20 protein-coding genes are annotated in these 21,346 nt (G+C 44.6%); 16 read left to right on the plus strand and 4 right to left on the minus strand.

The features are described 5' to 3' along the window. Nucleotides 1-120 precede the first annotated feature (120 nt). Nucleotides 121-1,407 (plus strand): sporulation sensor histidine kinase KinB, encoded by a 1,287-nt coding sequence (gene kinB / locus MOC09_RS13750; RefSeq protein WP_268359287.1) that lies wholly within the window; start codon nucleotides 121-123, stop codon nucleotides 1,405-1,407. A 45-nt stretch (nucleotides 1,408-1,452) separates the two neighbouring features. Further along, entirely contained in the window at nucleotides 1,453-1,839 is a 387-nt protein-coding gene (gene kapB, locus MOC09_RS13755) for a kinase-associated lipoprotein KapB (RefSeq protein WP_268370850.1), read from the plus strand. Nucleotides 1,840-1,866: 27 nt separating this feature from the next. On the opposite strand, the gene kapD is transcribed toward kapB, so the two are convergent. Continuing rightward, nucleotides 1,867-2,484: a 3'-5' exonuclease KapD gene (kapD, locus tag MOC09_RS13760; protein WP_268359284.1), complete on the minus strand. Its 618-nt coding sequence runs from the start codon at nucleotides 2,482-2,484 to the stop codon at nucleotides 1,867-1,869. A gap of 75 nt (nucleotides 2,485-2,559) precedes the next feature. Continuing rightward, a complete protein-coding gene (locus MOC09_RS13765; protein ID WP_268359283.1) occupies nucleotides 2,560-2,763 on the minus strand; it encodes a hypothetical protein in 204 nt (67 codons plus the stop codon). Between MOC09_RS13765 and MOC09_RS13770 the strand changes: the two genes are divergently transcribed. The 3 genes from MOC09_RS13770 (at nucleotide 2,666) to MOC09_RS13780 (ending at nucleotide 6,276) form a co-directional block, all read left to right on the plus strand. Further along, nucleotides 2,666-3,874: a multidrug efflux MFS transporter gene (locus tag MOC09_RS13770; RefSeq protein ID WP_419900974.1), complete on the plus strand. Its 1,209-nt coding sequence runs from the start codon at nucleotides 2,666-2,668 to the stop codon at nucleotides 3,872-3,874. The two genes, MOC09_RS13765 and MOC09_RS13770, sit on opposite strands and share 98 nt — an antisense overlap. A 92-nt stretch (nucleotides 3,875-3,966) precedes the next feature. Then, the gene (locus MOC09_RS13775; RefSeq protein WP_268370851.1) at nucleotides 3,967-5,841 is read left to right on the plus strand and encodes a transglycosylase domain-containing protein; all 1,875 of its coding nucleotides are present in this window, start codon (nucleotides 3,967-3,969) and stop codon (nucleotides 5,839-5,841) included. Nucleotides 5,842-5,862: 21 nt separating this feature from the next. After that, nucleotides 5,863-6,276 (plus strand): thiol-disulfide oxidoreductase DCC family protein, encoded by a 414-nt coding sequence (locus MOC09_RS13780; protein ID WP_268359277.1) that lies wholly within the window; start codon nucleotides 5,863-5,865, stop codon nucleotides 6,274-6,276. Nucleotides 6,277-6,524: 248 nt separating this feature from the next. Here MOC09_RS13780 and MOC09_RS13785 read toward each other — a convergent pair whose 3' ends face one another. Next, entirely contained in the window at nucleotides 6,525-7,082 is a 558-nt protein-coding gene (locus MOC09_RS13785; protein WP_268359276.1) for a YufK family protein, read from the minus strand. Between the two features lie 177 nt (nucleotides 7,083-7,259). Here MOC09_RS13785 and maeL point away from each other — a divergent pair, with 177 nt between their 5' ends. From maeL to maeN, 7 genes are all read left to right on the plus strand, one after another. Continuing rightward, nucleotides 7,260-8,861 (plus strand): two-component system sensor histidine kinase MaeL, encoded by a 1,602-nt coding sequence (gene maeL, locus MOC09_RS13790; protein WP_268359274.1) that lies wholly within the window; start codon nucleotides 7,260-7,262, stop codon nucleotides 8,859-8,861. Continuing rightward, on the plus strand, nucleotides 8,854-9,561 hold the full coding sequence (gene maeM, locus MOC09_RS13795) for a two-component system response regulator MaeM (protein ID WP_268359272.1): 708 nt from the start codon (nucleotides 8,854-8,856) through the stop codon (nucleotides 9,559-9,561). The genes maeL and maeM overlap by 8 nt, the downstream gene beginning before the upstream one ends. 469 nt (nucleotides 9,562-10,030) lie before the next feature. Beyond that, on the plus strand, nucleotides 10,031-11,110 hold the full coding sequence (locus tag MOC09_RS13800; protein WP_268370853.1) for a BMP family protein: 1,080 nt from the start codon (nucleotides 10,031-10,033) through the stop codon (nucleotides 11,108-11,110). Nucleotides 11,111-11,185: 75 nt separating this feature from the next. Further along, nucleotides 11,186-12,718: an ABC transporter ATP-binding protein gene (locus MOC09_RS13805; protein ID WP_268370854.1), complete on the plus strand. Its 1,533-nt coding sequence runs from the start codon at nucleotides 11,186-11,188 to the stop codon at nucleotides 12,716-12,718. Further along, nucleotides 12,711-13,757, plus strand: a complete 1,047-nt coding sequence (gene nupP, locus MOC09_RS13810) for a guanosine ABC transporter permease NupP (RefSeq protein WP_268370856.1) — start codon at nucleotides 12,711-12,713, stop codon at nucleotides 13,755-13,757. The genes MOC09_RS13805 and nupP overlap by 8 nt, the downstream gene beginning before the upstream one ends. Continuing rightward, the gene (nupQ, locus tag MOC09_RS13815) at nucleotides 13,758-14,717 is read left to right on the plus strand and encodes a guanosine ABC transporter permease NupQ (protein ID WP_268370858.1); all 960 of its coding nucleotides are present in this window, start codon (nucleotides 13,758-13,760) and stop codon (nucleotides 14,715-14,717) included. A 154-nt stretch (nucleotides 14,718-14,871) separates the two neighbouring features. After that, a complete protein-coding gene (gene maeN, locus MOC09_RS13820; RefSeq protein WP_268370860.1) occupies nucleotides 14,872-16,218 on the plus strand; it encodes a sodium/malate symporter MaeN in 1,347 nt (448 codons plus the stop codon). A gap of 37 nt (nucleotides 16,219-16,255) precedes the next feature. On the opposite strand, the gene MOC09_RS13825 is transcribed toward maeN, so the two are convergent. Next, nucleotides 16,256-16,468, minus strand: coding sequence for a hypothetical protein (locus MOC09_RS13825; RefSeq protein ID WP_268370862.1), 213 nt, complete (start codon nucleotides 16,466-16,468; stop codon nucleotides 16,256-16,258). A gap of 231 nt (nucleotides 16,469-16,699) precedes the next feature. Here MOC09_RS13825 and MOC09_RS13830 point away from each other — a divergent pair, with 231 nt between their 5' ends. From MOC09_RS13830 to MOC09_RS13845, 4 genes are read left to right on the plus strand one after another with little or no spacing between them, the layout of a single operon-like run. Beyond that, on the plus strand, nucleotides 16,700-19,105 hold the full coding sequence (locus tag MOC09_RS13830; protein WP_268370864.1) for a Na+/H+ antiporter subunit A: 2,406 nt from the start codon (nucleotides 16,700-16,702) through the stop codon (nucleotides 19,103-19,105). Continuing rightward, nucleotides 19,098-19,529 (plus strand): Na(+)/H(+) antiporter subunit B, encoded by a 432-nt coding sequence (locus MOC09_RS13835; protein ID WP_268359259.1) that lies wholly within the window; start codon nucleotides 19,098-19,100, stop codon nucleotides 19,527-19,529. The genes MOC09_RS13830 and MOC09_RS13835 overlap by 8 nt, the downstream gene beginning before the upstream one ends. Then, on the plus strand, nucleotides 19,529-19,870 hold the full coding sequence (locus tag MOC09_RS13840) for a Na(+)/H(+) antiporter subunit C (protein ID WP_003220730.1): 342 nt from the start codon (nucleotides 19,529-19,531) through the stop codon (nucleotides 19,868-19,870). The genes MOC09_RS13835 and MOC09_RS13840 overlap by 1 nt, the downstream gene beginning before the upstream one ends. After that, a complete protein-coding gene (locus MOC09_RS13845; RefSeq protein ID WP_268359258.1) occupies nucleotides 19,863-21,344 on the plus strand; it encodes a Na+/H+ antiporter subunit D in 1,482 nt (493 codons plus the stop codon). The genes MOC09_RS13840 and MOC09_RS13845 overlap by 8 nt, the downstream gene beginning before the upstream one ends. Nucleotides 21,345-21,346 lie beyond the last annotated feature (2 nt).

The raw sequence follows: 21,346 nt of genomic DNA on the forward strand, positions 1-21,346 counted from the left end.
CTATTGAACGCCTTTACGTCTTCATTCGTAAAGGCGTTCTTTATAAAGGAATTTTATATTTTACTTCTAATATTTAGTGTTATAATAGATTCATATTTTATACGAAAGGATTTCACACGAATGGAAATGCTAAAAGACTATCTCCTGCATATCTGCTTTATTTTGTTTCCTATTCTTCTCTACCAAGTGTTTTGGCTTGGAAAACCGGCAATCCTTGTGCCCAAAATAAACAGCGGGTTGGTCACGTTATTTGCCTGCGGCGCCTCCGTTCTATGCATTATATTCCCTATTCAGGAAATGGACTACATACAATACGGCCTTCAGATGATTCCCGTTATCATTTGTTTATTCTACATCAGTACTGCTTCCGGGCTTACAGTCGCCGCATCTGTCTTATGTTTTGAACTGCTGTTTTATGAACCTTCCGCAATATTTGTTTTCACTTTGCTGCCTTTTCTTATGATCATCCCAATTTTATTTCAGAAAAAATGGCCCTTCATGTCAAAAGCGAGAAAACTGCTGCTGTCTATCGTGATTGGCTGCGTAGAGATCTTCTTATTTTTCGCCTCCAGCTGGATATTTTCCACCTTGAATATTTTAAATTTTCAAAATTCAGGAATTTTATTTTATGAGGCGGCTGTTTCAGGGCTGTTCCGCTCCAGCGTTCTTCTTTTAAGCATTTATATTATCGAAAGCATCGCCGAAAATATCGCGCTGCGTTCACAGCTTATCCATTCAGAAAAAATGACAATCGTGAGTGAACTGGCAGCGAGCGTTGCTCATGAAGTCAGAAATCCGCTGACGGTTGTCCGCGGGTTTGTCCAGCTGCTTTTTAATGATGAAACCCTTCAGAACAAATCGAGTACGGATTACAAAAAGCTTGTACTGTCAGAGCTTGACCGGGCGCAAGGCATTATTACAAACTATCTCGATATGGCCAAACAGCAATTGTACGAAAAAGAGGTTTTTGATTTATCAGCTCTTATCAAAGAGACAAGCTCCCTTATGGTGTCGTATGCCAATTACAAGTCGGTAACCGTCGAGGCTGAAGCAGAGCCGGGCCTGTTTATATACGGAGACGCAACAAAACTGAAGCAGGCTGTCATCAACCTGATGAAAAACAGCATTGAAGCGGTTCCCCATGGAAATGGGATGATCCACATATCAGCCAAAAGGAGCGGCCATACGATCGTGATCAACATCTCAGATAACGGAGTCGGCATGACGGACCATCAAATGCAAAAGCTGGGCGAACCTTATTATTCATTAAAAACAAACGGAACGGGACTCGGGCTCACCGTAACCTTTTCCATTATTGAGCATCATCACGGGACGATTTCGTTTAACAGCAGGTTCCAAAAAGGCACCACGGTGACGATTAAGCTTCCCGCTGACCTTCCTCACTAGCATATCGATTAGAACTTTAATAGAATAAATGTGAGGTGATGAAAGATGAGCACGTTTGAGACAGGCTCTATCGTTAAAGGATTTTATAAAACAGGTGTATACATAGGAGAAATCACTGCTTGCAGGCCGCAGCACTACTTAGTGAAAATCAAAGCGGTTCTCACCCATCCCGCTCAGGGGGACCTTCATCATCCAAAACAGGCGGATGTGCCGTTTTTTCATGAGAGAAAAGCGCTCGCATATGGCGAACAGACCAATATTCCCCATCATATGGTGAAGCCTTATGACGGTGAAGTGCCGGATTATGCCGAGTCTTTGCGAGAGGCAGCAGCACAGCTGAGAGCCAAATTGAATGAGGATGGTTCGGAGTGGGCAAAGCGCTCCCTGAATAATCTGGACGTTTTAGAAAAAGAATATTTTAACAGGCCATAGCCCAGTCTGACAAAAGATTGGGTTTTTTTATGTCGCGCGCTTAAACAATTCGGTTAAATCAATTCTTTCACCGATTGTCGGCGGTTTTGGCTTTTCGAGATACTGCTTATCCCGCTCAACAAGTTTAAAAAGCTTATATGCTGTGAGGGCGTCATCAAGCGCTTTATGATGGGTGCCGGTTCCGGTATCACCATACTCTTCGGCAGCTTTCCATAACCCCGTGAGTGTCCGATCTCCAAAAAAGTTTTTGTATTCAAGCGATAAATCTCTCATTTCTCCTTTAAACGGAAAAGGGATATGATTAAACATACAGTTTTGCTTCAACACCTTCATGTCCATGTTTCCCCACGTAATAATCGTGCTGTTTTTCTCTGGATCAAGCTCATTTAGTTTGCGGATAAAATCCTCGAATTTCATCCCCTCGTCTACCTGCTTTTGGGTTATTTTCAAAAATGATTTGCAGCGTTTCGTCAGCTTAGGGAATTTTTTCGGTCTGACATAGCTTGAAAACGTCTCAACTACTTCATCATCAACCGACTTTACAATTCCAGCTTCAATGATTTCCGGGAAAAAGTTTTGCGGACTGTACTTTCCTTCAGGCATCGTAAATTCGAAATCAATAATGAGTAAGCTGTTTGTCGCCACTTTTTTACACCTGCCTTTCCTCCGATCAGAAAATGCTATCTTTATAGTATATCAATTCCCCCGCTTGACCTTTCTTCATTTTCTAAAAATAATGAATTCTCCCAGCCGCTTTGTTTCTTTTAAATCGTGAATCGTTTCTTTATAATTAGTAAGGAACCCGAAATAATAAGAAGGTGATGTTATTTCTATCCGCAAGAAAAATTTTGTCATTGTGTGGCTGGCGAATTTCTTTGTATCAGCCAGCACAACGATGATCGTTCCTTTTCTCTCCTTATACATTGAGACGCTCAGCACTTTTTCAAACGGCTTTGTGCAAAGATGGAGCGGCTATGTGTTCGGGATTACTTTTCTCATGGCGTTTTTGGTATCCCCTTTTTGGGGGCGGTTCGGAGACAAACACGGATACAAGAAAATCCTTATGGCAACCGGCACGGGCATTGCCCTCAGCATTCTTTTAATGGGCTTTGTTACATCGGTGTACCAATTGTTTTTTCTGCGTATGGCAATGGGTCTTGTAACCGGATTCATCCCGACGTCTTTAGCAATGATTTCGGCACAGACTCCGAAGAGCACAGCCGGTAAAACCCTTGGCACGCTGCAAATGGGGCAAGTGTCCGGGAGCTTGTTCGGCCCGCTTTTGGGCGGCATGCTTGCTGATCGTTTCGGCTTTACGTATACCTTTTTTATCACATCCTTTGTGATTTTCTCATCTGTTCTTCTCGTATTATTCGGTGTCAAAGAACAGCCTCTTGCAGAGAAGACAGCCAAACGCACGTCTTACACGAGAAAGGAAGTGCTCTCCTATATTTTTCACCAGCCGGCGCTTTGGGTCATGATGCTGTTAACCATGCTGATCCAAACAGGCAATTTCAGCATCCAGCCGTTGCTCGCTTTATATGTAAATGAGCTGCACGGCCCTGTCAATCTTGCCTTTTTCTCCGGCATGGCATTTTCTGCGACGGGACTCGGGAGTTTGCTGCTGGCTAGAAAATGGGGAGACCTGGGAGACCGCTACGGCCACCGCCGCATTTTAATCGGACTTTTGCTCGCCGCTTCTTTCTTTTTTATTCCGCAGGCGCTCGCGTCCTCACTCAGCGTGCTCCTTGTGTTCAGATTTTTATTCGGAATGGCGATGGGCGGCTTGCTGCCATGCATCACGGCAGCGATCCGCGTTCAGGCTCCCGGCAGCATCCAAGGAGAGGTTCTCGGCTACAACGTCAGCTTTCGCTTTTTAGGAAATGTGCTAGGGCCTCTTCTCGGCGGAATCATATCGAGCCATTTTACAATTTCAGCTGCCTTTTATGTCACAGCATTTCTCTTTTTCGCCGGCGCCTGCCTGCTTTGGATCATGCAGAAATTCCGAAAAGATTCTTATGCCAAAGCAAGCTGATTCTCAGAAAAAACTAAGGAATCTTCTAAATTTAACCTTCTCGTAAACTCAAAAGAATGGTACGATATGGCTAGAATTTAGGAGAAAAGAGAGTGACCATGTTACGAAAAATAATCGGATGGATTTTGCTCCTTTGCATAATCCCATTGTTTGCATTTACAGTTATCGCTTCCGGAAAAGAAGTAAAACAAATGAAGTCCCTGGATCAGGTGCTTGATAAAAATATTGATCTGAAAGAGATCAGCCTTGTTCAGAACAGCTACATGTATGACAGGGACGGCACCCTTGTCTCGGAAATCGTCAGCGATCATGAAAACCGCGTGCTCGTTCCATTTGACAAGATTCCTGAGGAAGTCAAACAGATTTTCTTAACGTCTGAGGACCGCCATTTTTACGAGCATAAGGGCTTTGACTTTATGGGAATGGTGCGGGCAGCTGCTTCTAACGTAAAAGACAAGAAAATTGACCAGGGCGCCAGCACCATCACACAGCAGCTTTCAAGAAACTTGTATTTAAGCCACGAGCGCTCCTTCAGCCGTAAGCTGACTGAGCTCGCGTATTCCTATCAGCTGGAGAAAAAGTATACGAAAGATGAAATTCTTGAAGCTTACTTAAATACGATTTATTTTAACAATGGCGTTTACGGCGTCGGTTCAGCAGCTGAATTCTATTTCAGCAAACCGCTGAAATCTCTCACAGTGGGAGAAATGGCGTTTATCTGCGCTATCCCTAATAACCCTACATTATATGATCCTCTCAAACATTTTGACTACACGAAAAGCCGTCAAGAACGTTTGCTTAAAGGGTTAAAAAATGCCGGAGTCATTACGGACAAAGAACTGAAAAAGGCCGTAAAACAAAAAATCAAACTGGATGTTGAAAAAAGAGAAGACAAATATCCAGACTACGTTTCCTACGTCAATGATGAATTCACCCAGCTGGTGTCTGAATCAGAAGGTTTTGATAAACGCCTTCAAAAAGCGTCAGGAAAACAAAAAGAAAAGATCGAGAACGAGCTGTCCGCAAGAGTCAGCACGCTGATGAAAGACGGCGTGAAAATTTATACTGCGCTTGATCCGTACATGCAAAATCAAGTTGTGGCACAAATGAATTCCAAACTCCCGTATGCAAACGTACAGGGCGGAGCAGCTGTGATTAATCACCAGACGCATCAAATCATTGCTCTATCCGGCGGGAAAAACTATCAAAAGTATGATTTTAACCGTGCCTATCAGGCATACAGACAGCCGGGTTCATCCATTAAGCCGCTTCTTGATTACGGCCCTTATATTGAACAGACCGGCGCGACAACAAGCAGCACTATAGATGCCAGCAAGTTTTGCAGCAGAGATTACTGTCCGCAAAACTACAATAACCGCACGTATGGCACAGTAACGCTAGATACCGCGTTTAAAAATTCATATAATACACCGGCGATCAGAATGCTAGACCGTGTGGGCATCCAAAAAGCATTCAGTTACATTGAGCCGTATCATTTTACCAAGCTTGTCGACAGCGATTATCTTCTCCCGGCGGCGCTTGGCGGATTTACAAACGGCATGACGCCTCTTGAGATGACAAAGGCGTATACAACTTTCGGCAACAGCGGAAGCTACACGCCAAGCCATGCGATTACAAAGGTGACAGATCTTAAGGGAAAAACGCTTTATAAATGGAATGATAAGCCGACTCAAATATTCAGCGTTCGCACGAACATGCAGCTGAAAAAACTGATGTCTTCCGTTGTGAAAAGCGGAACAGGAAAAAAAGCGTATTTCAAGGCGCCTTACATCGGCGGTAAAACAGGAACATCAAATGATTATCACGATATGTGGTTTGTCGGCCTGACAGATACGTATACAATGGGTGTCTGGGTCGGAAAGGATACACCGAGCAGCGTTGAATATCTGCACAGCATCAGCCCTCAGCTTTCTATCTGGAAAGGAACGCTGCAAGCGGCTTATTAATTGGATCGGAGGGGATCTGGCGTGACATCAGAACAAATTCCAAATCGCGTTTTGCTGTTTGACGGCGTATGCAATTTATGCAACGGCGCCGTACAATTTATCATTAAGCGTGATCCAGACGGACTGATTTCTTTCACATCGCTGCAGTCGGAAACCGGACAGAGCCTGCTGAAAAAAAGCAGCCTCCCGACTGATCAGTTTGACAGCTTTGTCTTTATTGAAGACGGCCAAGTTTACACAAAGTCAACTGCGGCCATTAAGGTTTTCAGGCATCTGCGGGGCCCATGGCGGCTCTTCGTCCTGTTTTTCGCAGTGCCTAAGCCCCTGAGAGATGCGGTCTATTCTTTTATTGCCAGAAACCGCTATAAGTGGTTTGGCAAAAAAAATGAATGTATGCTCCCCTCCCCTTCTATTAAAAAAAGATTTTTACCATAAACGAAAAAAATGGCTAGGAACCTAGCCATTACAGATTGGTGACAACATCCTAAAACGGCATCGTTTTAGGATGTTGTTATTTTTACAGCGTAATTGAAAACCCTTGAAGTCTAGGAAGAGCGAGCATCAGAGCTGACCTTTCACAGAATGTGATGACAGCGGTGTTAAGCAATTAACCGCCGTTCTAGCACCGGAGTTCAGGATGACAACGAATGCAGGGGTTTGCCGATACGCTAAAAATGGCTAGCTTACACAGGTAAGCTAGCCATTATGCTATTATAAAGCTTGATAAATATGAACAGAATACCGATAACAAAGGTAAACCAAAACAGCAGTTCCAATAGAATGAATCCGATTAATGACATAAGAGAAAGCGTCGAATAAATCCGGTATACGATAAACACAAAGTAAGCAAGCGTGACAACCGCAAACCAGATCACAATCCAGATGGCATTTTGCAAGAGCACAAAGGATAGAATCCCGCCGCCTAAATAAACCATGGAGCCCATTCTGATTTTTTTCAGGTTGTTTCCTTCCGGATCGTTAGCAAAAAACAGCAATGACAGTTCTGTCACGGTATTTGCAATTAATTTCAGAGCGGACAGGACCATAAAGTATAAAAGTGCAAAGGCAGCAAATAACGCAAGCCTGATCCCTTTCTCTGAAAAATAATCGAGCATTCCATCATACATTCCAAATGAAGACAGCATCTTCAACGCATAAAGTGAAGTTGAAATGGATAAAGACGAACTAAAAAGCAGGATCGCAATCAGCGGAAAGTATCCTGTCAAATAAGTATTTTTCATATAAAAAAGTCCCTTTCTATAATCTACCTCATTTATTATGGAGGACATAAAACACATTGACAAGATAAATTATTCCATTTTTTCTCCTTTTTACGAATTACGATCCCAAATCTTCACAAAGCAGCTTTTTGAGAGTAAAGTAGTACGCAGGAATCATAAAACGTAAGGAAGTTTACTATGAAAAAAACATTGAAACTGCAAACCAGACTCACCATATTTGTTTGTATCGTTGTGTTAATCGCACTGCTTATTACATTTTTTACAGTCGGTGCCCAAACCACCAAGCGGATTAGAGATCAGGAAAAGGCCACAGCGTTACAGACTGCTGAAATGGTAGCCGAAGCGCCGATCACAGCCTCCGCTTTAGAGAACGGGAAAAAACAGAAGGAACTGCAGAGCTACACAAAACGGGTTCAGAAAATCACCGGCACAGAATTTGTCGTCGTCATGGATATGAACGGTATTCGCAAAACCCATCCTGACCCAAGCAAAATCGGAAAAAAATTCATGGGCGGCGATGAATCCGAAGTATTAAAAGGACATGTCCATATCAGCACGGCCTCTGGCACGCTCGGGAAATCGCAGAGGGCTTTCGTCCCTGTCTACGCGGAGAACGGAAAACAGGTCGGTGCAGTCGCGGTCGGAATCACCGTAAATGAAATAGATGAAGTGATCAGTCACAGCTTACGGCCGCTCTACTTTATTATCTGCGTCAGCATCTTCGTCGGAGTGATCGGGGCTGTGATTGTTGCCCGCACGGTAAAAAATATTATGTACGGACTTGAACCTTATGAAATTGCCACTCTTCTTGAAGAACGGAGCGCGATGCTGGAATCGACGAAGGAAGGAATACTCGCTGTCGATGAACACGGCAAAATCAAACTTGCCAACGCGGAAGCAAAGCGCCTATTCGTGAAAATGGGCATTCATGCGAATCCCGTTGACCAGGATGTCAATGACATCCTGCCGAAAAGCCGCTTGAAAAATGTCATTGAGACAAAAAAACCGCTTCAAGACAGAGATGTCCGCATTAATGGCTTAGAGCTTGTGTTCAATGAAGTTCCCATCCAGCTGAAAGGACAAACAGTTGGAGCGATTGCGACATTCCGGGACAAAACCGAGGTAAAACATTTAGCTGAACAGCTTTCAGGTGTTAAAATGTATGCAAACGCACTGAGAGCGCAGTCTCATGAATTTATGAACAAACTGCACGTGATATTAGGTCTCGTCCAGCTGAAAGAGTATGACGATCTTGGAGATTATATTAAAGATATCGCCATTCAGCAAAAATCAGAAACAAGCGAAATTATAAATGATGTCAAAAGCTCCGTGCTGGCCGGTTTTCTGCTTGGAAAACAAAGCTTTATCCGGGAGCAGGGCGCAAATCTTGATATTGAATGCAGCGGTGTCATCCCGAACGCGGCAGACCCTTCAGTCATTCATGAACTCATTACAATCATCGGAAATCTCATCAACAATGCCTTGGACGCCGTTGCCAATATGCCGAAAAAACAAATCACCATGTCCATGCGTTTTCATAACAGCATACTGGATATTGAAATTACTGATACAGGAGCAGGCATGTCTGAAGAAGATCAAGCCAAAGTCTTTGAACAAGGCTATTCAACAAAGGGCAAAAACCGGGGATTCGGCCTTTACTTTACACAGCAAAGCATCGAGAATTTAAAGGGCCAAATGATCCTCACAAGCGAAGAGAATGAAGGAACGACATTCAGTCTTCGCATCCCGTACGAACCGAAGGAGGAAAATCATGATTAATGTACTAATAGTTGAAGATGACCCCATGGTGGGTGAATTAAATAAACGATACTTAAGCCAAATGGAAGGCTTTCAGCTGAAAGGCATCGCCTCTTCCTTCCAAAGCGCACTGCATATTTTAGGAGAGCATCACATCGACCTCATTTTGCTCGATATTTATATGCCGGGAAAAAACGGGCTGGAACTGCTAACGGAGCTGAGAGCCCAAAATGAAGCGGTTGACGTCATTGTCATTTCAGCAGCAAGCGAGCTTGACGTTATCAAAAAAACACTTCGTTACGGAGCTGTCGATTATTTAATCAAACCGTTTGAATTTGAGCGTTTCCAAACTGCCCTGTCCGATTACAGACGAAAACAAAAGGTATATTCAACCCATCGCAACATGAGCCAAAAAGAACTGGACGCCGAGCTGTTCCAAAAGAAAGAAGCAACAGAAAAAGTGCAGCTTCCTAAAGGCCTGACAAAAAGCACGCTGAAGCTGATTTGGTCCAGCATCCAGTCATTTGAAAATGAATCATTTACAACAGAGGACTTGGCAAAGCACACAGAAATCTCTCAAGTGTCCATTCGGAAATACTTAAAATTTCTTGAAGATATTCAGGTTTTAGATGTAGAAATGGCGTACGGAACAATCGGAAGGCCTGTGTTTCAGTACAACGTCAACACAGGAAACCTTAACGGAATTAAACAATACCTATAAAAAAATGCACTGTTCCCTCTGGACAGTGCGTTTTTTCTGTCATATCACTTGCCAAGATGCTTGATTCTATTGATGATACGTTATACAAGAATAATAAAGGGTTTTTTGCGTTTTTGATCAAACAATTCTAAAAATAGATATTTTTAAAAAATTATGAGAAATTCTATTTCTTTCTTATGAGTAAAATGATAAATTATGATTGGTTAGTTGATCCCAAAAACTAAGTCATAAGTCTCACTTCAGAACGAGATGTCACGGTTTTCCGCCCGGAACGCCTTCCGCATCCTTCTCTTCCCCGCCTTTCGAAGGAAACACTCACACCACGCTTATACAGGGAAGATCAGACTGTCTAGCGCATTCCATTTGTTATTATCAGAAAATTTTATCGATTCTAAGAAATTGTTCAGGACAGCTCATCACATGACTGGCCGGATCAGCTATGAACCAAATTTTTCTGGGGGGTTATATCTTGAATAAACGAAAAATCGGATTGGCGATGTCCCTTGTGATCGCAGCAGGCACCATTTTAGGAGCATGCGAAAACAGCGAGAAAAGCAGCAGCACAAGTGCTGACAAAAACAAATTCAGTGTGGCGATGGTTACTGACGTCGGCGGAGTGGATGACAAATCCTTCAACCAATCAGCATGGGAAGGCATTCAAGCCTTCGGGAAAGCAAACGGTCTGGAAAAAGGAAAAAACGGTTACGATTATCTTCAATCAAAGTCAGATGCTGACTACACCACAAACTTAAATAAGTTGGCGCGTGAGAACTTCGACTTAATTTACGGCGTCGGCTACTTAATGGAGGACTCCATCAGCGAAATTGCTGATCAGCGCAAAAATACAAACTTTGCGATTATAGATGCCGTTGTAGATAAAGACAACGTTGCAAGTATTACGTTTAAAGAGCAGGAAGGCTCATTTCTCGTCGGAGTGGCCGCAGCTTTATCAAGCAAATCACAAAAAATCGGATTTGTAGGCGGCATGGAATCAGAGTTAATTAAAAAATTCGAGGTCGGCTTCCGAGCAGGCGTGAAGGCCGTAAGACCTCATGCAACAGTTGAAGTGAAATATGCAGGCGGTTTTGATAAAGCCGATGTCGGCAAAGCCATTGCCGAAAGTATGTATAAATCAGGCGTGGATGTTATTTATCACTCCGCAGGCGCCACAGGCACAGGTGTTTTTACTGAAGCGAAAAACCTGAAAAAAGAAGATCCAAAACGCGATGTCTGGGTCATCGGTGTCGATAAAGACCAATACGCAGAAGGCCAGGTAGAAGGAACAGATGATAACGTCACCCTCACTTCCATGGTCAAAAAAGTAGATATAGCGGTTGAAGATTTAACGAAAAAAGCGAGCGAAGGAAAGTTCCCGGGCGGCGAAATGCTCACCTATGGCCTTGATCAGGACGGGGTTGGCATTTCCCCATCAAAACAAAATCTTTCAGATGATGTAATCAAAGCGGTTGATGAATGGAAGAAAAAAATCATCGGCGGATTGGAAGTGCCGGCGACTGAGAAAGAGCTGAAAACCTTCAAAACTGAATAAGAATCGCAGGGATAAGGAGGTCGAGCCCTTATCCCTTGTTTTTCTTTTATTTTGAATAAAGGAGCGGTCAAATCAATGGAATATGTCATTGAAATGCTCAATATCCGAAAGGAGTTTCCAGGGATCGTTGCCAATGACAATATCAATCTTCAGGTCAAAAAAGGCGAAATACATGCGCTGCTCGGTGAAAACGGAGCGGGGAAATCAACGTTGATGAATGTCCTGTTCGGTCTGTATCAGCCGGAGCGGGGTGAAATTCGGGTGCGCGGCCAGAAGGTCCACATCAACAGCCCCAACAAAGCAAATGACCTTGGAATCGGAATGGTGCATCAGCACTTTATGCTTGTTGACACCTTTACAGTTGCTGAAAATATTATTCTCGGGAAGGAGCCAACAAAGTTTGGCAGAATTGACCGAAAACGGGCTGTCCAAGAGGTGCAGGACATTTCTGATCGATACGGCCTTCAGATTCGTCCAGAAGCAAAAGTCTCTGACATATCAGTCGGCATGCAGCAGCGTGCAGAGATATTAAAAACCCTCTACCGCGGGGCAGACATTCTGATTTTTGATGAACCGACGGCCGTATTGACCCCTCATGAAATCAAAGAGCTGATGCAAATCATGAGGAATCTGGTCAATGAAGGGAAATCAATCATTTTAATCACCCATAAGCTGAAAGAGATTATGGAGGTTTGTGACCGCGTGACCATTATCCGCAAAGGGAAAGGCATCAAAACACTTGATGTCCGTGATACAAACCAAGACGAGCTCGCCAGCCTAATGGTCGGCCGAGAGGTCTCGTTCAAAACCGAAAAGAAGACGGCTCACCTGGGCGCGGAAGTGCTTGCGATTGACGGAATGACCGTAAAGGATACCCGCGGAGTAGAGGCGGTCAGGAATTTATCGCTTTCTGTCAGAGCCGGAGAAATTGTCGGTATAGCCGGCGTCGACGGAAACGGCCAGTCGGAACTGATTGAAGCAATAACAGGGCTCCGCAAAACAGATTCAGGAACAATCACCTTAAACGGAAAACAGATCCAAAGCCTGACGCCCAGAAAAATCACCGAATCCGGTATCGGGCATATTCCCCAGGATCGCCATAAACACGGTCTCGTCCTCGATTTTCCGATCGGAGAAAATATCGTGCTGCAAAGCTATTATAAAAAGCCGTATTCAACATTTGGCGTGTTACATAAAAGTGACATGTACAAAAAAGCACGCAGCCTGATCAGCGAGTACGATGTCAGAACGCCGGATGAATATACACACGCCCGGGCATTGTCAGGCGGAAACCAGCAAAAAGCGATTATCGGGCGGGAAATTGACCGGAACCCTGATGTATTAATCGCCGCCCAGCCGACTCGCGGCCTTGATGTCGGGGCGATTGAATTTGTCCATAAAAAGCTCATTGAGCAGCGTGATGCCGGAAAAGCCGTTCTTCTCCTCTCATTTGAGCTTGATGAAATTATATATCTAAGTGACAGAATCGCCGTTATTTTTGAAGGACACATTATCGCCATCGTCAATCCGCAGGACACCACTGAGCAGGAGCTCGGTCTTTTGATGGCGGGTAGCACGCAAAAGGAAGCGGGGAACACAAATGGTTAAACGACTCTCTCATTTACTCGTGCCGCTCATTGCAATCATACTCGGTCTTGCGGCCGGCGCGCTGATTATGCTTGCGAGCGGATACAGTGTAATCAGCGGATATTCGGCTTTATGGAACGGGATATTCGGAGAAATCTATTATATCGGCGAAACCATCCGCCAAATTACGCCTTATATTTTATCCGGGTTGGCTGTCGCTTTTGCGTTCCGAACCGGACTCTTTAATATCGGCGTCGAGGGCCAACTGCTCGTCGGCTGGACAGCGGCAGTCTGGGCCGGAACGGCATTTGACGGGCCGGCTTATCTTCACATGCCGCTCGCTCTGATTACTGCGGCAGCTGCAGGAGGATTATGGGGTTTGATTCCCGGCGTTTTGAAGGCGCGCTTCTACGTTCATGAGGTCATTGTCACGATTATGATGAATTATATCGCGCTGCATATGACCAATTACATCATTTCAAACGTCTTGACAGATCGTCAGGATAAAACGGAGAAAATTCATGAATCCGCCTCCCTTCGCTCGCCGTTTCTAGAACAGATCACCGATTACTCACGGCTGCATTGGGGGATCATCGTCGCCCTTCTCGCAGCAGTTGTTATGTGGTTTATCATCCACAAAACAACAAAGGGATTTGAACTTCGTGCAGTTGGATTCAATCAGCATGCCTCCCAGTATGCCGGCATGAGCGTTCGGAAGAATATCATGACCTCCATGCTCATCTCAGGTGCTTTTGCAGGCCTTGCCGGTGCCATGGAGGGCCTTGGAACATTCGAATACGCAGCAGTGAAAGGCGCATTTACCGGCGTAGGCTTTGACGGTATCGCTGTCGCTCTTCTCGGGGGGAACACAGCTGTCGGAGTTGTGCTGGCGGCATGCCTGCTTGGCGGCCTGAAAATCGGCGCGTTAAATATGCCGATTGAATCAGGCGTTCCGTCAGAGGTCGTCGATATTGTGATTGCCATTATCATTCTGTTTGTGGCTTCTAGCTACGCCATTCGTTTTGTCATGGGCAAATTGAAGAAAAAGGGGGCGAACTAAGTGGACTTTGTGCAGATTTTATCTATCATTGTCCCAGCCACACTCGTCTATGCGGCCCCGCTTATTTTAACGGCTCTCGGCGGCGTGTTTTCCGAGAGATCAGGTGTTGTGAATATCGGACTTGAAGGCCTCATGATAATCGGGGCGTTCACCAGCGTGTTATTTAATTTATTCCTTGGCCCGGAATTGGGTGCCGCCGCGCCTTGGCTTTCTCTCCTTGCCGCCATGGCAGCAGGCGCGCTGTTCTCACTGATTCACGCGGCAGCAGCAATTTCGTTTCGCGCAGATCAGACAGTCAGCGGAGTGGCCATTAACATGCTGGCGCTTGGCGCAACTTTATTTATTGTAAAACTGATCTATGGCAAGGCGCAGACTGACAAAATCCCTGAGCCTTTTTACAAGACGAAAATCCCCGGCTTAGGCGACATTCCCGTATTGGGAAAGATTTTTTTTTCGGATGTCTATTATACGTCTATTTTGGCAATTGCACTGGCGTTTATTTCTTGGTTTATCTTGTTTAAAACGCCGTTCGGCCTTCGTATTCGTTCTGTCGGGGAGCATCCTTTGGCAGCGGATACGATGGGAATCAACGTATATAAAATGCGCTATATCGGCGTGATGATCAGCGGACTGTTCGGCGGACTCGGAGGCGGCGTATATGCCTCAACAATTGCGCTTGATTTCACGCACTCTACCATTTCTGGGCAAGGCTTTATCGCCCTGGCAGCGCTTGTATTCGGAAAATGGCATCCGATTGGAGCACTGGGCGCAGCCCTGTTTTTCGGATTTGCCCAAAGCTTAAGCATCATCGGCTCACTGCTCCCTCTTTTTAAAGACATACCAAATGTGTATATGCTGATGGCTCCTTATGTATTAACGATTCTCGCTTTAACAGGCTTTATCGGGCGTGCAGATGCGCCTAAAGCCAATGGCGTGCCTTATATCAAAGGAAAACGATAAACCATTCTCCCTGGGAAGGCCGCTTCTCAGGGATTTTTTTCTAATCCAAAAGACCCTCTTAATTTAGTTGTTTATCACTTTTTTAAATTAAAAAAATATAAAGTGTTAACGCTTTCTTGTAGACTGTAACAAACAATACATGGGGGTGTATGACATGGGAGCAATTCCAAAAACGGGTACAATTTCACCTGAGCAAAAAGACCCACAGGAGAAAAACCTGTTTCAAAAAATATGGTCCTGGGAAATCGGTGTGATTCCTCTGCCATTATACACAGTATTAGCTATTATTATTATTCTTGCAGCCTATTACAATGAGCTGCCCGCAAATATGCTTGGCGGGTTTGCCATCATCATGATTCTGGGCGTGTTTCTAGGAGACATCGGCCAGCGCATACCGATATTGAAGGATATTGGCGGCCCTGCCATTTTATCTTTGTTTGTTCCTTCATTTTTAGTCTTTTACAATGTGCTGAATCCAGCATCTTTAGACGCTGTAACCAATTTGATGAAAACGTCTAACTTCCTTTATTTCTATATCGCTTGCCTGGTTGTTGGAAGTATCCTTGGAATGAACAGAACTGTTTTAATACAGGGTTTTATCAGGATGTTCGTCCCGCTTGTTGCAGGAACGATCGCAGCAGTTGCGGCCGGCATACTTGTCGGATTTATTTTTGGCTACAGTGCCTACGATTCCTTTTTCTTTGTTGTTGTTCCGATTATTGCCGGGGGAATAGGCGAAGGAATTTTGCCGCTCTCCATCGCTTATTCACAAATACTCGGTTCATCTGCTGATGTGTACGTGTCTCAGCTGGTCCCTGCTGCTATTATCGGAAACGTTTTTGCTATCATCTGTGCCGCTTTAATGAAAAAGCTTGGAGATAAGCGGCCTGATCTAAACGGAAACGGACGACTCGTTAAATCTAAGAAAGCAAATGAAATTTTCAATCAAAAAGAAGCTGAAGCAAAAATTGATTTTAAACTGATGGGAGCCGGCGTTCTGCTCGCGTGTACCTTCTTTATTTTCGGCGGGTTATTGGAGAAATTCATCTTCATCCCGGGCGCGATCTTAATGATTATTTCAGCTGCTGCTGTCAAGTATGCGAATATTCTTCCAAAAAAAATGGAGGATGGCGCTTACCAGCTTTATAAGTTTATTTCATCAAGCTTTACATGGCCGCTGATGGTCGGTCTCGGCATCCTCTTTATTCCATTGGATGACGTGGCATCAGTGATCTCTATTCCATTTGTCATCATTTGTATTTCCGTTGTTGTCGCGATGATTGCTTCTGGCTATTTTGTAGGCAAGCTGATGAACATGTACCCGGTTGAATCCGCCATTGTTACCTGCTGCCACAGCGGTCTCGGCGGAACGGGTGATGTTGCAATTCTATCAGCGTCAGGAAGAATGGGCCTTATGCCATTCGCCCAAATTTCCACCCGTCTCGGCGGTGCAGGCACAGTCATTTGCGCGACCGTTCTGCTTCGTTTTTTCACTTCATAATGAGAAAAAGAGTTCCGTTCTATGCGGAACTCTTTTTTTATCTGTTCACAATTCGAATATACTCCCGTGGACCGAACGGCAGATCCTTTGATTCCATTTCACTCATTCTGGCTGACAGGTGGTGCTCCAATAAATACAGCTCCCACTCATCACTAGCCGCACCGCTGCGTCCGTCATATTGATTCAAAATGAATGCCCCTGTGAATACTGAGCAGAATAAACCTGAGCACATCAGAACCTTTCTCTTCACATGACCAGCTCCTCACATTCAGCTTGATCAGGATTGATTTTAAATATACAAATAACATCTTTTTTGTTAGACTTATTTTGAGGTCAAAAGAACTCATAAAAACCTATTGCAGCAGTTCGAAGCATGGCGGCTTCCAAAAAAGTGCGATATAATTTGGACTGGGTCGTTTGACCGTATATTTGATACATAGCGCATTTCTTAATTGAGAACGAGAAAAAGGAGGTCTTATTTTTGCAGCTCTTACATTTTGCTATTTTATCGCCTTTTTTATTTGCTTTTATCATTCCCTTCTTGGCTAAGTACGCAAAAAGAGTGCACACGGGCTGGTTTGTTCTGATCCTGCCCGTCTTGCTGTTTATATACTTTCTCCCCATGATCAGGATGACACAGTCGGGAGACACACTGCGTTCGGTACTAGAGTGGATTCCTTCACTTGGCATTAACTTTACTGTTTATATAGACGGTCTCGGATTGTTATTTGCCTTGCTGATCACAGGCATCGGCTCTTTGGTCACTCTTTACAGCATTTTTTATTTATCGAAGGAAAAAGAACAGCTTGGGCCGTTTTATGTCTATTTATTGATGTTCATGGGCGCCATGCTTGGGGTCGTTCTTGTAGACAATGTCATGGTTCTCTATATGTTTTGGGAACTCACAAGCCTTTCATCCTTTTTGCTGATCGGCTATTGGTATCAGCGTGAAAAGTCACGCTACGGCGCCGCCAAATCACTTTTGATTACGGTCAGCGGCGGGCTGTGCATGCTCGGGGGATTTATTCTCCTTTATCTGATAACGGATTCCTTCAGTATTAGAGAAATGATTCATCAGGTTCAATTAATTGCCGGCCACGACTTGTTTATCCCGGCTATGATTCTTATTTTATTAGGGGCATTTACAAAGTCCGCGCAATTCCCTTTTTATATCTGGCTTCCCGATGCGATGGAAGCTCCGACGCCTGTCAGCGCTTATCTCCATTCAGCTACCATGGTAAAAGCCGGGATTTATGTGATTGCGAGATTCAGTCCTGTTTTCGCCTTTTCAGCTCAGTGGTTTTGGATTGTGTCCCTCGTTGGGCTCTTTACGATGGTTTGGGGTTCATTCCATGCGGTGAAACAAACTGATTTAAAATCGATTTTGGCGTTTTCAACCGTCAGCCAGCTCGGTATGATCATTTCAATGCTTGGGGTCAGTGCGGCAGCCCTTCATTACGGCCATACAGAATATTATACGGTTGCTGCGATGGCTGCCATTTTCCATTTAATCAACCACGCTACCTTTAAAGGAAGCTTGTTTATGGCAGTCGGGATTATCGATCACGAAACAGGCATACGGGATATCCGGAAGCTTGGCGGACTAATGGCGATAATGCCGATTACGTTTACGATTTCCTTAATCGGGACATTTTCAATGGCCGGACTTCCGCCATTTAACGGATTTTTGAGTAAGGAAATGTTTTTCACGAGCATGCTTCGCGTGACACATTTCGATTTGTTCAACGTGCAGACATGGGGTGTTCTGTTCCCTGTTCTCGCCTGGATCGGAAGTGTATTTACGTTTATCTACAGCATGAAATTGCTGTTTAAAACATTCAGAGGAAATTACCAGCCTGAGCAGCTTGAAAAACAGGCTCACGAAGCGCCAGTTGGCATGCTCGTGTCACCTGTCATTCTGGTCGCGTTCGCTGTCAGTCTCTTCTTTTTCCCGAATATCCTGTCCTACAGCTTGATAGAGCCTGCCATGAACTCCATCTATCCGACACTCCTGGACAGCCATGAGAAATTCCATGTTCACATTTCGCAGTGGCACGGTTTTACAACGGAAGTGCTGATGACTGCAGGGATTATTATTATCGGCACGATCGGATATTTGACGATGAATAAGTGGAAGGGAATCTATAGGCTGTTTCCTTCAAAGCTCACGCTCAATCGGTTATACGACAAGCTTGTCACTCTGATGGAAAAAGGCTCTTACCGAGTCACTAAACAATATATGACCGGATTTTTAAGGGATTATTTGCTGTATATCTTCGCTGGTTTCATCATTCTGATGGGCGGAGCTTTTGTTATCAAAGGCGGATTTTCCTTTACGACGGAAGGCATGGCTAAAATCGGTGTATACGAAATCATTCTGACGCTTGTCATGATCAGCGGCACAGCGGCGACTGTTTTTGCAAGATCAAGACTGACAGCGATTATTTCACTCGGTGTTGTCGGTTATACGCTCGCATTGTTTTTTGTGATTTTCAGAGCCCCGGACCTGGCATTGACCCAGCTCGTCATTGAAACCATTTCTGTCGCACTGTTTCTGCTTTGTTTCTACCATTTGCCGAAACTGCGGCTGAAAAAGAAAACGAGAACGTTCCGGATGACGAATTTTATCATTTCTTTAGGCGTCGGTTTGATCGTCACTCTGCTCGGCATTGCATCTTCAAGCCAGCGCACAAAAGACAGCATTGCAGCCTTCTTCACAAAACACAGCCACGATCTCGGCGGTGGAGATAATGTCGTCAATGTCATCCTCGTTGATTTCAGGGGCTTTGATACGATGTTTGAAATAACTGTGCTGACGATTGCCGCTCTTGGCATTTACAGCATGATTAAAACAAAAGTAAAAGAGGAGGGGAAAAGCGGTGAATGAACAAAAAACAAATGACTTAATTCTTCAAACCGTGACAAAGCTTGTATCCTTTATCATTTTGCTTTTCTCTTTCTATTTATTTTTATCAGGGCATAACGCGCCTGGAGGAGGCTTTGTCGGCGGGCTGATTACATCCTCTTCCATCGTTCTATTGCTGCTGGCATATGATTTAAAAACCGTGCGTTCGATTCTGCCGGTTAATTTCATATATGTCGCGGGAGCCGGACTTCTTCTCGCTGTATTAACCGGCGTTGGCTCCTTTGTCTTCGGGGCTGCTTTTTTAACCCATACATTCGGCTATTTTCAGCTGCCGATCCTTGGGAAAACGGAGCTTGCCACGGCGACTATTTTTGATTTAGGCGTTTATCTTGTTGTCGTAGGCATTACCATGACCATTATTCAAACGATTGGAGAGGAAGAATAATGGAAATCTTAATGGCTGTTTTAGCCGGTATTATTTTTATGGCTGCGACGTATTTACTGCTGTCTAAAAGCCTGCTTCGCGTCATTATTGGAACAGCTTTGTTAAGCCATGGCGTTCATTTAATGCTTTTAACTATGGGAGGATTAAAGAAAGGCGCCGCTCCAATTTTGAGCGAGCATGCCAAATCATTTGTCGATCCGCTTCCGCAAGCCCTGATCTTGACGGCAATTGTCATTTCATTTGGCGTAACATCATTCATCCTCGTCATGGCCTTTCGGGCTTATCAGGAATTGAAATCGGACGATATGGATCAAATGAGGGGAAATGATCAACATGAATAATTTCGTTATTTTGCCAATCCTGATCCCGCTCCTGTCGGCCATTCTGCTGATTTTCATGACGAAAAATCTGATGCTCATGCGAATCTTCAGCACTGCGGCATCGGCAATCGGGATTGTGATCAGCGGCATACTCGTACAGACTGTCTTTACAAAAGGTATCCAGACACTCAGTCTGGGCGGCTGGAAAGCGCCGTACGGCATTGTGCTCGTCGCAGACCAATTCGCCAGCCTGCTCGTTCTTACAACAGCGGTCATCGGTTTATTGGTTGGGCTTTATTCCTTCCGTTCCGTCGGTGAAAAACGCGAGCGTTCCTTTTATTACTCTGGCGTGCAGTTCTTGCTTGCCGGCGTCAGCGGAGCGTTTTTAACAGGCGATTTATTTAATATGTACGTATTTTTTGAACTTCTGCTTATTGCTTCCTATATGCTGATTGTATTAGGCGGCACAAAAATTCAGCTGCGGGAGTCCATTAAATATATTGTGTTTAATATCGTGTCGTCGGCTATGTTTGTCATCGGTGTCGGCTTTTTATACGCTGTAACCGGTACGTTGAACATGGCGGACTTAAGCGCCAAAATCAGCGAATCAGGACAAACTGGGCTGATTACTGTCATCGGTGTCCTGCTGCTGATTGTATTTGGTATGAAGGGCGGAATCTTCCCCCTCTACTTCTGGCTTCCAGGCTCGTATTACGCGCCTCCGGCGGCAATCTCGGCATTGTTCGGCGCATTGCTGACCAAAGTCGGTTTATATGCGATCACCAGAGTGTTCACATTGATTTTTATTCATGATACAGCCTTTACCCACCAGCTGATGATTTGGCTGGCGGCGCTGACTGTGATTTTCGGTGTTATCGGTTCACTCGCTTATTCGGATGTCATGAAAATTGTGATCTACAACATTATCACCGCTGTCGGCGTGATTTTGTTCGGTGTGGCAGTTCATACCCCGGCATCCATTCAAGGTGCGATTTACTACCTGATTCACGATATGCTGATAAAAGGCGCTTTATTTATGCTGGCGGGCACGCTGATCGCGTTGACTGGAACTGCGAGCCTGCATAAAATGGGCGGACTGATCAAACGCTATCCTGTTCTTGGATGGATGTTTTTCATTTCAGCTATTTCACTCGCGGGCATCCCGCCTCTCAGCGGATTTGTCGGCAAATTTAAGATTGCGGAGGGCGGCTTCGCGGAAGGTGAATTTACGATATCCATGCTGATTCTGCTTTCAAGTCTGCTCGTACTATACTCTGTGCTGAGAATCTTTATACAAGCGTTTTGGGGCGAAGAAAAAGAAACACCAAAACCAAATCAAAGAACAGCTAAAGGCCTTCTTTATCCGGCAGCGATTTTTCTCTTACTGTCTCTCCTCTTCGGTTTGGGTACGGAATGGGTGTCACCTTACGTTGATCAAGCGGCTGAGACGCTGCTGAATCCGGAAAAATATATTGAAGCTGTTTTGAAGGAGTAGAT

Source organism: Bacillus sp. N12A5, from assembly GCF_026790125.1.
Lineage (GTDB): Bacteria > Bacillota > Bacilli > Bacillales > Bacillaceae > Bacillus.